The sequence below is a fragment of the Romboutsia weinsteinii genome (assembly GCF_002250835.2).
Lineage (GTDB): Bacteria > Bacillota > Clostridia > Peptostreptococcales > Peptostreptococcaceae > Romboutsia_A > Romboutsia_A weinsteinii.
This window is the reverse complement of sequence record NZ_NOJY02000018.1, coordinates 56632-69562: the sequence shown is the minus strand read 5'-3', so window position 1 is coordinate 69562 and position 12931 is coordinate 56632. Positions and strand designations below refer to the sequence as shown.

The window sequence follows — 12931 nt, the reverse complement described above, 5'->3', positions numbered from 1 at the left end:
CCTAATTCAAAGTTGATTAATTCTTCGTTTTTGTCCACATCCACTACTCTTATATAAGAGTTGCTTACTTGACCAAAGTTTTGTCTTCTATCTTGTGCTTCATGTATTGTTACTGTAAAGGCAACCTTATTTATATTACTTGGAATTAATGATAAATCAACTTTTATTTGCTCATCATCTCCATCACCTGCTCCAGTTCTATTATCACCTAAGTGTTTCACAGCTCCTGAAGAGTGATTTACATTATTATAAAATACAAAGTCTAAGTCATTTGTAACCTTACCATTGTCTCCTACTAAAAACGCAGCTGTATCTAAGTCAAAATCAAACCCACCGTCATACTTGTTAGTATCCCAGCCAAGTCCTATTACTACATGCTTTAACCCAGGATTTCCCTTTGTTAAATCTACTTTTTGTCCTTTAGATAATGTTATACCCATAATTTATATCACTCCCTTAAAAATTTAGTTATTTACTCATTGAATTTGTTTAAATTTGTTTAATCCTATTATAACATTATTTATCTTGGTCTTCCATTTTTTTATCCACTTATAACAAATTTGAAACTATTTTAAATAAATTTGCTACATAATTATAAATTTCTTATAATTAAAAAATATAGTCAGTTGACTATATTTTTTAGAATGTTACTTTTTTATTTTCGATAAATATCATATGCCACAAACAGAAAGAAAATATCGTCCATATCTTTCTAGAATTATCATGTACATCATTTATATGATCATCTAAAAGTTTTAATGCATAAGCTTTGTTGATAAGATCATCAACCTTTGCTTCACTTATTGTTTGTCTTACTACATTTCCTAACTTATCTTTAAGCCATACACGAGTTGGAGTTGGAAATCCTAACTTCTTCTTTTGGACAACATGTTCTGGCACTACATCATTAAATGCTTCTCTTAATAATACCTTCGTATTGTCTTTACTAATCTTTTGATCTAACCTTAAATTTTCAGCAACTCTTAACACATCAATGTCTAAAAATGGAACTCTAAGCTCTATTGATGCAGCCATAGACATCTTGTCCGCCTTTTGTAGTATATCGCCTTTTAACCATGTATTCATATCTACATGTTGCATAGTTGCTACATAATCATATTTTTTATTTCTTGCTTCCTTATATATAGGTTCAAGTATTTTTTGATACTCATAATTTTCATTATAGTTTTTGACTATTTTTTGTACTTCTATATTTTCAAATATTTTTGCATTTCCTATGTATCTATCTTCTAATTCGGTTGTTGCTCTATATAAATAACTTTTACCCTTCATATCAGGCATAATATTTGACACAGTTTTAATTATACTCTTTACTGGACCAGGCATATTGGCTATGTTTTTTACACTATTATATTCTTTATAGATATTGTACCCACCAAATAATTCGTCTGCGCCTTCCCCAGATAATACAACTGTGACATGCTTAGCTGCTTCTTTTGATAAGAAATAAATACCTACCTCTGATGGATCTGCAACTGGATCATCTAAGTGGTAAAATACCTCTGGTAGCGCCCTTATATATTCTTCCTGGCTTACTTTAATTTGAATATTTTCTATTCCTAATTTGTCAGCAGTTTTTTTAGCCACTTCAAGTTCATCATATCCTTCAACACCAAACCCTACTGAAAATGACTTTATATTAGGTATTCTTTGCGATGCAATAGTGGCAACTATTGAAGAATCCACTCCTCCAGATAAAAATGTTCCTACATCAACATTCGCCATTAAATGATGCTCTATTGAATCTTCCATTATGTCTCTTACATCTTTTGTTGTAATTTCTCTCTTTGGTAATAACTCTACACTGTGGTAAGGTTCAAATTTTAAGACACCATTCTTTATTGTAAAGCTATGGCCAGATGGTACCTGTTTTATTTCTTTAATCATAGTTTCATTTGGAAGTACATATTGGAATGATAGATAGCTTTGTAAACTTTTCATATTAACTTCTATATTATCAAGTAAATCAACTATTGCCTTATATTCTGAAGCTATAGCAATAAAATCATCATTTTCAGTATAATATAATGGTTTTATACCAAAATGGTCTCTTGCTCCAAATACTTCTTTAGTTTTCTCATCATATATTAAAAATGCAAACATTCCTCTTAATATATGTACACATTCTTCACCTAATTCTAGATATGTAGTAAGAAGCACCTCAGTATCACTTTCAGTGCTAAATTCATATCCCTTATTTATCAACTCTTCTTTTAATTCTTTGTAATTATATATTTCTCCATTAAATACCATTGTCTTTCCATCTTTTTTAAATGGTTGGCTACCACCTGATATATCTATAATACTAAGCCTTTTAAATGCTAATTCTATATTTTCATCTTTGAAAAAACCTGTGTAATTAGGTCCTCTATGATTTATCTTTTCTGCTAAACTTTCTATATTTAAGTTATTATGATTTTTATTTTTATAGTATATTGAAACGTGTCCACACATATATTCTTATTCCTCCCTGAAAACTCATATACTACTTAGTTTTGTCTAGAAAAAAAAGTTTATACAGTTTTAGTTAGTTTTTTATTGCAAACTACAACTTTTCATACATTGGCAGCATCCTCTTAGTGCATATGGTAAACATTTTTTAACATTAAATATACCACTTTCAAATGCCTTTCCCGGGCAATTATTCATGCACTTACCACAATTTTTACATCTTTTTATTTTATTATTATTGTTTATTTGATGGACTAAGTCTTTTTCATCTATAATAGGTGCATCTGTAAAAATTGTTGAAAAAAGCATATTAGATCCATATCTTTCATTCACTATTAATCCATTGACTCCCCAATCTCCTAAGTTTGCACTTCTTGCAATTGGTCTTAAATCACCATATACAGACAAGACAGTTTTTTCTTTAAGAAAATACCCTTCATTCCTTAATGTATTTGATAGTGACTTATGAATTTCTTTATTCTTGATATACTCTTCTCTTAATCTCTTTACTTTATAAGAAAAGCTTTTTGTAAAAATTTCTTCAGGATAAGGATATGCTATTACTAGTGTATTCGTAAGTTTTCTTATTCTTGTGTATCCAGTTAGCAAGGCTCCTTTATCTAGACATACTTCATCAATATATTTTTTTAATTGTCTAGTATATTCATCCATATCATCAATTCCTTTAATCATATTTTTATTTAGTATAACCAAAATAGATTATCTCAAATAGTTTTATAAGATGTATAGATAGCTCAGCACCTTATAAAAATTAATCAAGATAATCTATTAATAATTTCGATATTTAAAATAAAAATTTATAACCTATAAATACTATTGCAATATTTGCCATTATATGAGTAACCCAAGAATTTAAGAAATTATGACTCTTTGTATCTACATAGCTTAATACTACGCCTGTAATAAATAACCCTAATAAGCAAAGTATTATTAACTCCATATTGAACCAACTTTTAAATATACCAATATGATACAGTGCAAATAGTGCTGATGAAAATATGTATGCAAGCTTTTTAAAACCACACTTATATATATTAATAAAAATATATCCCCTAAAGAAAAACTCTTCTAAAAATGAATTTACTATTGTAAGGTATCCACCTACAAACAAGTAGTTACCTGCTGTTACTTTAGATTTATTTGATAAATCAAGTGCAATAGCGGGCATGTCTATATACCTTCTCAAAAACATAAAAGTTCCAAACAATATAGCCACTGCAAAAGCCCCTAGTGCTATACCTAATCCTAAAGTTTTTCTGTCTACTAATTCTATATTTAAACCTTCTCTTAATGTTGTCTTCATTAGCCCCTTTATTAAAATTAATGGACATATTGTAAATAAAATCACTTTACTAACTGTTTTAGTAAGATAATCTACCATCAGAATCTGCTCTACTGTAAAAAGTATTGTAGCACATAATATTGAACTTAATATTATGTATCCTACAAACAAGTATTTTTGCTTTTTCTTAATATCTTTCATTGTATTTAACATAGTAACTTTGGCTAAAATATATTGTTATTAATAATACATCTCACCTATATACTCCACCCTTCCTTTTTATATTCATCAATTTAAATAAGTAATTAAATTATAACCCATATCCATATTCTAGCAATTAATTTTATTAATAATATTTATATTAATTAAGCATAATATTTTTGAGGTGATTAATCATGAAAAAAATATTCCTACTAATATCCTTAGTGACTATAATATTTTTGACTCATAATATTAATGTTTTTGCAAGTTCTAAAGATACCTATAAGTTTGAAACAAAACAACTGTCATATGCCTATGATGCACTAGAACCTTATATAAGTAAAGAAACTATGACTCTTCATCATGATAAACATTACCAGGCTTATGTAGATAAACTAAATGCAGCAATTGAAAAGTATCCAAAATATCAAAAATGTACTTTATACGACTTATTAACCAACTTGGAATCTTTACCTGAGGAAATTTCAATTATAGTTAAAAATAATGCTGGCGGTGCTTATAATCATGAATTTTTCTTTAATACTCTATCTAAAGAAAAATCAGAACCATCATCCGAATTAAAGGCAGCTATAGAAAGTGATTTTGGTTCATATGATAATTTCAAAACGGAATTTAAAGATAAATCTTCTAATTTATTCGGCTCTGGATGGACTTGGCTTGTAGCAGATTGTAACAATAAACTATCAATTATAACTACTCCAAATCAAGATAATCCAATAAGCTGTGATTTAAAGCCAATTATAGGTCTAGACTTATGGGAGCATGCTTACTATTTAGATTATCAAAATAATAAAGTCAAATATATTGATAATTATTTCAATGTAATAAACTGGAATAAAGCTTTAGAAAACTATAAGACTAAAATAAACAAGTAAATTATTTTTGAAAAAGTAATTTATTTCCTATATAATAAAGTCATATTGTACTTGACAGCCTTAGGAGGAGACATGACTAAAGAAACTCATACAAAAGGTGGCTATATATTAGCACTATTAGCTATCCCATTTATAATAGATCAGTTTCTAGACGTAGATAATATTTTTTACAAAATCATTTTATTGATGATATATATTTACTTTGCTTCTGTTGGATCTCTATCTCCTGACATTGATATGAAGGGTTCTTATATAAGTAAAAGGTTTCCTAATATATATAAGCATTTTGGTAAAAAATTCAAGCATAGAGGATTTACGCATAGCTTATTATATACAGTTATTTTATGTTTTATATTTGAATTAGTATTAAAATACACAGACAATAACGTTGTATTTTTAGCTATTGCTAGCGGATTTGTAATTGGTCACTTTTCTCATATATGCTTAGATTTAATTACAAAGGAAGGCGTAGAACTTTTTTACCCATTAGGAGTTAACTTTACTATACTTCCAATTAAAACTAGTTCTAAAACTGAAAAATTTATATGTAAATTATTAAACTTTATAGTTATATTTTTATTTGGATATAGGTTTTATCTATTAATTTAATACAAAAGGCTATCTTTTAGTATAGTAAATCTAAATGATAGCCTTTTATTCATATTTTAAATTTTTATAACTTATTGAATACAATCTCTATGATTTTTTAAATCTTTAACATTCTCGTGATTATCATGATATTCATCTAAGCTCTTATTTACTTTTGCCCCAATAGTCCAAGCTATAAATGCTATCCCTATAAATAAGGCTATCTTAAATGGGCTAGTAATAAATCCTTTAATATCCCCTGCTATATAACTAACCACTAAAAACATAATAAACTTTCCCGCAAGCATTGCTGGTACAAAATCTCTAAAGCTTCTCTTACAAAATGCAGATGTTATTGTAACTAAAAAACTAGGTACAAACGGACAAGCATATGCTATAAATAAAAGCTTAAATCCTTTTTCCTCCATCCATTTAATCGCTTTTTCTGTTTTTTCATTTCTAAGTTTATTAAACAGTTTATTATCATTAAATTTACTAATCACTAAAAATACTGCTGCCGTTCCAAGACCAGAACCTATCCATGATATTATAAGTCCAATCAAAGCTCCAAAAATTGCTGCATTAATCGAAACTATACCAACTAGCGGTAGTACTGGTAAAAAACTTTCTATAAAAGTGCTAAATACACCTATTATCATTGTAAATATCCAATAGTCTTGTGCAAGATTAAATAAATTCTGTATATGTTCAATAAATTCCAAATGTCCCGCCTCCCTATCTTTATCTATATTTACAGTATACATCATGAATATTACAATATTATTACATTAATCTTACAATTTTAAATTTTTATCATATTTATTTTATGGATGATATATTATTACTAGAAATTTTATATAAAAATAGGTAGCCTCAAAATTTTAGGGCTACCTATAATATACTATTCAACTTTTCTGAAATGTAAATCCATTTGAGGATAAGGTATACTTATTTCTTCCTCATCAAATCTTAGTTTAACTTCTTCTAATAAATCAAAGTATACATTCCAGTAATCACTAGTTTGAGTCCATACTCTTACTACAAAGTTAACAGAACTAGGTCCATGCTCCATTATTCCTACAAATGGTTCTGGATAATCTAATATTAACTTATGCTTATTGACTATCTCTTGTAATACTTTTCTTACATGAAGTATATCTGAATCATACGCTACACCAAATGTTAAATCTACTCTTCTTGTTTCTTTAGCAGAATAGTTTATTAGGCTTCCGTTTGATAAAGTTCCATTTGGTATTAGTATAACTTTATTGTCAACTGTTGCTAAGTGGGTATAAAATACTCCTATTTGCTCAACTGAACCTTCATAGCTTGCAGCTTGTATATAATCTCCAACCTTAAACGGTCTAAGTAAAAGGATAATAAATCCTCCTGCAAAGTTTGATAAACTTCCTTGAAGTGCAAGACCTATTGCAACCCCAGCAGAAGCAACTATTGCTGCTACACCTGTAAGGTCCATACCCCAGTATCCTGAAGCAACACCAATTACTAATGCAGTTTTTGCTGCACCTGTTATTAGAGATTTTAAAAATCTTCTAAGAGTTAAGTCAACATCTCTCTTTTCTAAGAAATCTACAACTCTGCTAACTAACTTCTTTATTATTTTAAAACCTATAGATATAATTAGAAATCCTACAATAAGTTTAAATCCATTAGTTGTAGCCCACCCTAACAATTTTTCAATAAGTGAGTTCAAGTCTAAATTTTTAAATGTTTCTACAGTTCCATCTACATTTTTTAAGTCAAAATCCATGGACTACTTCCCCCCATTTCTTAAAGTACTAATTATTTTGTCTTTTTCTATAATACTTTATTTGGGTGTGTATGTCTAGACGATGGATATTATTACATCTATTTCTTAAATATTCCAAATGATTTTCCTACAGGTAAAAACTCTCTATTAAAATGAGCATTTAAAACTGATGCCCCACATCCATAAAAAGAAAAAATTGCTATTAATAGTTCTGATATACCTGCTAATTTATGAGATAGTTCTGTCATAATTCCAAAAGATGTTAGGGTTAATCCAATAAACAAGAAATCTATAAGTACAAATATAGAGAATAATACTTTATGAGTCTCCATTGCTCCTATAGTCATAAATATTGTAAATATCAAATATCCTAAATATGCAAATCCTAATTGTCTAGGATCAGTATCTATTGCAAGCTGGACTCCAAATACTCCATTTTGTATTAACCAAGTGAATCCAACTGCATACCAAAAGAATGCATATGCTCCAAATGCTGTTGATCCAAATGTATTGTTATGCTTAAAATCATTTATACTTGCAAGTAATTGGGCACTTGCTCCTAAGAATATTGCCCATGGAATTACTAGTGATACTCCTGATGTAAACCCTAATTTTTGAGTTGATGCGACTAAAGTTATTATAGCTAATCCAAAAAGCCCTAAAGCTGAAGGATCAGCTACTATTATTCTTACTTTATTTTCGTTCATAGTTCCTCCTACATATATCTTTATTTATATAGTTTATATGTAAGTTTTCCCTATTTATCAAATATTATGTAATTATTATTTTTATTAAATTAGATAGTTTATCAATCAATTCATAATTTATATTAATCTATTCCGATTCTTAGTCCACCCGAATTCATTCTACTTGCAGGTGTTGCTTCTGTATTTAATCCTGATAATCTTTCAGATGGTTGTATTATTACTATCTGACCTGGCTCAACAAATTCCATATGATATGACTCTCCTGAAGTTTGTCCAATAAATGTCTTCCAAGATAACTGCGCAACTCTAGCATGAGGTTCTCTTCCCGTCCATGCAACTAATGCATCTGGATCAACACAGCAAGGACCTTCTAATATAAGAGGGTTTCCATCTGTTATTATAGCAATATGTTGTTCTCTATTCGTATTATTTTTTAGATTAGTTGTAAATAGTCCCTTTTGAGATAGTACTCCCGATCCAATCATTTTCACACTGTAATCTAATTCAGATGAGAAAGCTAATAAATTCTCACTCTCTACATATATAGAGTCTCCTGAGTCAATAGTTATCACATCAACATGATATGCATTTTGAGCAAGATAAATCTCACCTTGACCTTCAACTACCATTATTGGCATCTGCTCACCGGTTAAACTTCTTTGAACATGACCAAACAATGCTCCTGCAAGACCTTTCCCGTTACTTGGGCCTAGTATTAGTTTCTCGAAATTGAAATTTCCCTTATACGCCACCATTGCACCCTTTTTAGCATAGAACTTCCCACTACCTCTAACTATACACATTAACTCATTAGTCACATCAAATGTAAACATCTACCATATCTCCCATTCTTTTACGTAAAATCTTCCTAAATATATTATAATTATACACTATTTCTAGAATTGTGATAAAGTTTAACATAATAATTACAATATTGTTAGACTTAAATATTAGCTTTATTTTTCACCTTAAAATCAACTAATTTTTATATTTTTATACATTTTATTATAATTTTCGATTTTTTCCTTCATATCATATTGACACAAAAAACATTCTAATATATTATCTTAAGAATAGAATACTTTGCTTTTACAAGTTTTATAGTTATTAATTATTGGTAAATATAGAAGTTTAGTATAAGAAGATAAGTATGATGCAGAATATATATTGATTAACTGAAGACTAAAAACGAAAAAATAGGTTATGCTTAAAATTAAATTTTAAAGCATAACCTATTTTTTTATATATTATGAATATCTATCACTTAAATATTATTTGTCTTCTGTAGAAGATACTTCTTCTTTCACTTCTTTTTCTTTATTTTCTAAGTTAGATCTTCTGTTGTCTAAAGGATTTAAGTTTATATGATGAGTCCTCATAGTCTCACTAGGATTCATTAAATAAGTATCTAGATAGACTTTCCCCTGAGGTGTATGAGCTATTACCTTAGGCTGTTTACTTCCCTTAAAATACGTCCATGTGTAATCATCATTTACTACTCTATCTAAATCTGATTTAGATATTAAAGCCTTTGCTTGTACTCTTGCATATCTATCTCTTAATATAACAGCTATAGTATTCTCATCTAGTTCTTCATAGTCATTTTTTGCATTTTTATCTACGATTTCTAAATTGCATCTTCTATTATCTAATACATCTCCATTAATATGCTTTATTGGTGCATCGTTATTTGTACCTAATATTAATGACTGAAGATTTCTTTTTGTACTTTTTATTTTTTTACCATTTTTAGTTATAGTTAAGTTTTGAGCTAGGTAACTATTAAAGTCCTTATTCCATTCACCAAACCAAGTTCCCATTTCTTGTACTTTTTCTAAATTATTTGTATCTATCTTTGCTACTAATTCCTTATTTTTCTTTGTAAGTATCGTTATTAATGTCGTATCCCCATCAATCTCATACCTATTCTTTGTTATTTTATAATTATCTATGATAAGCACCTCTTTCTTTTATTAAAGCTTTTTAATTATAGCAGATTACATAAAAAATGCGAATATGCTACATTTCTGCTTTAGTTACCTTACGTGGTCTACCTTTAATATATCTAGTTTGTAAATCCTTTAGAACCATTTCACCTTTGTTATTTAATATTTCAACGTAAGTAGAAACATCAAGTACGCTTATAACCCCTATATCTTGTGCCGTCATCCCTTCTATGCTACAAAGAGTTCCAACTATATCTACAGGTCTCATTTTAGTCTTTTTACCTGCATTTATATGAAGCTTTATTATATCCTTACTTAAGTTTGCAGCCTTATCTATTTTAACCTTTGGTCTTATACTTAATTTCTTTTCAAAATCTGATTTCAACTCTGATACTAATCTTTTACTTGGAATCTTTTTTAATGTAATCTCTTTTCCTGTGTATGAATGTATTTCAAACATACGCCTCTCGTCTGATCTCATAATAAAAGTAATTGCTCTACCATCTTTCCCACCACGGCCAGTTCTACCTATTCTATGGACATAATTTTCTCTTAGATGTGGTACATCATAATTTATTACATGCGTTACACTATCTACATCTATACCTCTAGCAGCTACATCAGTTGCTATTAAGTATCTAAAGTATCCCTTTCTAAAATTATTCATAACCTTTATTCTATCCTCTTGCTCCATACCACCATGTATTTTATCGCAAGTATATTTAAGTTTCTTTAGATCTGTGTATAGTGCGTCTACTTTTTGTTGAGTGTTACAGAAAATAACACAGCTATCTGGATTTTCTATAATTGTTATATCTCTTAATAAATTTAACTTTCCTGTTTCTTCTATTCTGTATCCATCTTGTTGAATTCTATCTACTGTTAATGTCTTTGATTTTATCTCAATCTTAGTTGGATTGTTCATATATTTTTTGCTAAGTGCATCTATATCATCAGGCATAGTTGCTGAGAACAACATAGTCACACGATTAGTTGGTAGATAACTTATTATCTCTTCAATTTGTTCAATAAATCCCATACTAAGCATTTCATCAGCTTCATCTATTACAAGATATTTAATATTTTCTGTAATAAAGCTTCCTTCTTTAATATGGTCAATTGTTCTACCAGGAGTACCGACTACAACGTGTGTCTTTTGCTTTAACTCTTTTTCTTGTATAGCAAATGATGATTTACCATAAAGTGCAGGTACTTTTATTCTCTTAAATCTCCCTATATTAAATACATCTTCTTTAACTTGAATTGCTAGTTCTCTAGTTGGTGTAAGTATAAGTGCTTGAGGCTTATTTTCATTCCAATCTACCATCTCGCACACAGGAATTGCGAAAGCTGCTGTTTTTCCACTTCCAGTTTGTGACTTAACAAGTATATCCTTATCTTCTAAAGCAACTGGTATAACTTGTTGTTGAACATTTGTTGGACTTTTAAAATTTAGCATATCTATTGATTTTAGTATTTCACTACTTAGTTTGTAATCTTTAAAATTATCTTTTGTCATTTTGTCATCTCTTTCTTTACGTTGTTATAGTATTTTTTATTATACCATAGTTGCCCTAATAGTATTTAGTTACTATTTCTTATCTAATATATTTTAAAATATAATTTTATCATAAAAAAAGTATGAACTGATAAAGTCCATACTCTTTCACTCATTTCTAATTTAAAAAACTTACTCTTACATCCTCAATTCTTCTATTTTCTACTTTGATAACTTTAAATTTTATATTATTTAGCTCAATTTCAAACGCTTCAGTTGGAACTTCTCCAAGTGCAGTTATTAAGTAACCATTTAAAGTATCATAATCCCCAGTTTTAATATTTATATTAAATTTATCGTTGAAATCATTTACTGATAAGCATCCCTTTACGATAAAGTTTTTATCATCTAATTTACTTATACTATCATTTTCTAAATCATACTCATCTTCTATTTCACCCATAACTTCTTCTATTAAATCTTCCATCGTTACTATACCTGAGAAACCACCATATTCATCAAATAACAATGCAAGATGAATTTTATTTATTTGAAGAACTTTAAATAATTCATTAGTTCTTTTAGTTTCTGGAACAAAGAATGGCTCATTTAATATTTTTCTGACATCTATTTTATTAAATCCTACCTTTCTAGCTTCGACCATTAAATCTTTAACATATAAGACACCGATTATATTATCTATGCTGTCCTCATACACAGGTACTCTTGAGTAGTTTAGATCCAAAATACTGTCTAATATAGATTCTATCTCATCATCTATATTTATTAAAAATGTATCTTTTCTTGATGTCATAATCTCTTTAGCTGTTCTATCTTTTAGCTCAAATACTCCATATATCATTTGTTTTTCATCATCATCAATACATCCATCATGCTCACACTTTTCTACCATATATCTAATTTCTTCTTCAGATACTTTTTCTTCAATATCTAAAGTATTATTACCTGTTAGTTTTAATACTAACCCAGTAGATACTGTTAATACTTTTATAAATGGCTTTGCAATTATTGAAATAAAATAAATGAATTTAACAGAAAATAAAGCTATACTTTCGGCTTTTTTTAGTGCTATTCTTTTAGGAACTAACTCCCCAAATACTAGTGTAATATATGAAAGTAAAAGTGTTACTCCTATCATTGAAATTTCATTATAATACAAAATATTTAAAGGTCTTATTATATTAGATATATACCCTGATATTCCAGTTGCTGCTGAAGCACTTGAAAAGAATCCTGCAAGTGTTATACCTATTTGAATTGTTGATAGAAAATCGCTAGGTTTGCTTATAAGTTTTTCTAGTAGTTTGGCTTTGGGATTTCCCTCCTCACTTAATTTTTTAACTTTATTCCTATTAACAGAAACAATAGCCATTTCAGCCGATGCAAAAAATCCATTAATAGCTGTAAGTAAAGCAATTAAAATTAACTGAGGGATGATCCTCCCGAGGTCTGAGTCTAGATTATTCATTATTTCCTCCTTGAATAGAATATATTTTCACATTATTGTAGCACAACTTATTATATATTT

General features: G+C 28.6%; 13 protein-coding genes. 2 read left to right on the top strand and 11 right to left on the bottom strand.

All coding sequences use genetic code 11. The annotated features are described in order from the left end of the window. The 4 genes from CHL78_RS11530 to CHL78_RS11515 form a co-directional block, all read right to left on the bottom strand. On the bottom strand, positions 1-440 hold a 440-nt coding region (locus CHL78_RS11530; RefSeq protein WP_147295818.1), incomplete at its 3' end, for a TerD family protein. 199 nt (positions 441-639) lie between these two features. Continuing rightward, positions 640-2475: an asparagine synthase (glutamine-hydrolyzing) gene (asnB, locus tag CHL78_RS11525; RefSeq protein WP_094368072.1), complete on the bottom strand. Its 1836-nt coding sequence runs from the start codon at positions 2473-2475 to the stop codon at positions 640-642. 81 nt (positions 2476-2556) lie between these two features. Beyond that, positions 2557-3144 (bottom strand): 4Fe-4S ferredoxin, encoded by a 588-nt coding sequence (locus CHL78_RS11520; protein ID WP_147295817.1) that lies wholly within the window; start codon positions 3142-3144, stop codon positions 2557-2559. Positions 3145-3277: 133 nt separating this feature from the next. Continuing rightward, positions 3278-3988 carry a CPBP family intramembrane glutamic endopeptidase gene (locus CHL78_RS11515; RefSeq protein WP_094368070.1) on the bottom strand — a complete coding sequence of 237 codons (711 nt, stop codon included), beginning with the start codon at positions 3986-3988 and terminating at the stop codon, positions 3278-3280. 182 nt (positions 3989-4170) lie between these two features. Between CHL78_RS11515 and CHL78_RS11510 the strand changes: the two genes are divergently transcribed. Beyond that, positions 4171-4872, top strand: a complete 702-nt coding sequence (locus CHL78_RS11510) for a superoxide dismutase (protein ID WP_094368069.1) — start codon at positions 4171-4173, stop codon at positions 4870-4872. A 72-nt stretch (positions 4873-4944) separates the two neighbouring features. Next, positions 4945-5481 (top strand): metal-dependent hydrolase, encoded by a 537-nt coding sequence (locus CHL78_RS11505; RefSeq protein WP_094368068.1) that lies wholly within the window; start codon positions 4945-4947, stop codon positions 5479-5481. Positions 5482-5552: 71 nt separating this feature from the next. Here the strand turns inward: CHL78_RS11505 and CHL78_RS11500 are convergent, their stop codons facing one another. The 7 genes from CHL78_RS11500 to CHL78_RS11470 all read right to left on the bottom strand — a co-directional run bounded on the left by CHL78_RS11500 (position 5553) and on the right by CHL78_RS11470 (position 12871). Next, positions 5553-6182: a TVP38/TMEM64 family protein gene (locus tag CHL78_RS11500; protein ID WP_243446420.1), complete on the bottom strand. Its 630-nt coding sequence runs from the start codon at positions 6180-6182 to the stop codon at positions 5553-5555. 179 nt (positions 6183-6361) lie between these two features. Then, positions 6362-7231, bottom strand: a complete 870-nt coding sequence (locus tag CHL78_RS11495; RefSeq protein ID WP_094368067.1) for a mechanosensitive ion channel family protein — start codon at positions 7229-7231, stop codon at positions 6362-6364. A 98-nt stretch (positions 7232-7329) separates the two neighbouring features. After that, complete coding sequence (locus CHL78_RS11490; RefSeq protein WP_094368066.1) at positions 7330-7938, bottom strand: acetate uptake transporter; 609 nt, start codon at positions 7936-7938, stop codon at positions 7330-7332. Positions 7939-8060: 122 nt separating this feature from the next. After that, positions 8061-8771: an AIM24 family protein gene (locus CHL78_RS11485; protein WP_094368065.1), complete on the bottom strand. Its 711-nt coding sequence runs from the start codon at positions 8769-8771 to the stop codon at positions 8061-8063. A 438-nt stretch (positions 8772-9209) separates the two neighbouring features. Then, positions 9210-9899, bottom strand: a complete 690-nt coding sequence (locus CHL78_RS11480; RefSeq protein WP_094368064.1) for a hypothetical protein — start codon at positions 9897-9899, stop codon at positions 9210-9212. A gap of 58 nt (positions 9900-9957) precedes the next feature. Next, positions 9958-11403 carry a DEAD/DEAH box helicase gene (locus CHL78_RS11475; protein ID WP_094368063.1) on the bottom strand — a complete coding sequence of 482 codons (1446 nt, stop codon included), beginning with the start codon at positions 11401-11403 and terminating at the stop codon, positions 9958-9960. A 157-nt stretch (positions 11404-11560) separates the two neighbouring features. After that, positions 11561-12871, bottom strand: a complete 1311-nt coding sequence (locus CHL78_RS11470) for a hemolysin family protein (protein WP_094368062.1) — start codon at positions 12869-12871, stop codon at positions 11561-11563. Positions 12872-12931: the final 60 nt, after the last annotated feature.

Bases quoted from the DNA above. Each gene is read 5' to 3' on its own strand.
- asnB (WP_094368072.1), bottom strand. From the start codon at position 2,475: ATGTGTGGACACGTTTCAATATACTATAAAAATAAAAATCATAATAAC.
- CHL78_RS11520 (WP_147295817.1), bottom strand. From the start codon at position 3,144: ATGGATGAATATACTAGACAATTAAAAAAATATATTGATGAAGTATGT.
- CHL78_RS11515 (WP_094368070.1), bottom strand. From the start codon at position 3,988: ATGTTAAATACAATGAAAGATATTAAGAAAAAGCAAAAATACTTGTTT.
- CHL78_RS11510 (WP_094368069.1), top strand. From the start codon at position 4,171: ATGAAAAAAATATTCCTACTAATATCCTTAGTGACTATAATATTTTTG.
- CHL78_RS11505 (WP_094368068.1), top strand. From the start codon at position 4,945: ATGACTAAAGAAACTCATACAAAAGGTGGCTATATATTAGCACTATTA.
- CHL78_RS11495 (WP_094368067.1), bottom strand. From the start codon at position 7,231: ATGGATTTTGACTTAAAAAATGTAGATGGAACTGTAGAAACATTTAAA.
- CHL78_RS11490 (WP_094368066.1), bottom strand. From the start codon at position 7,938: ATGAACGAAAATAAAGTAAGAATAATAGTAGCTGATCCTTCAGCTTTA.
- CHL78_RS11485 (WP_094368065.1), bottom strand. From the start codon at position 8,771: ATGTTTACATTTGATGTGACTAATGAGTTAATGTGTATAGTTAGAGGT.
- CHL78_RS11475 (WP_094368063.1), bottom strand. From the start codon at position 11,403: ATGACAAAAGATAATTTTAAAGATTACAAACTAAGTAGTGAAATACTA.
- CHL78_RS11470 (WP_094368062.1), bottom strand. From the start codon at position 12,871: ATGAATAATCTAGACTCAGACCTCGGGAGGATCATCCCTCAGTTAATT.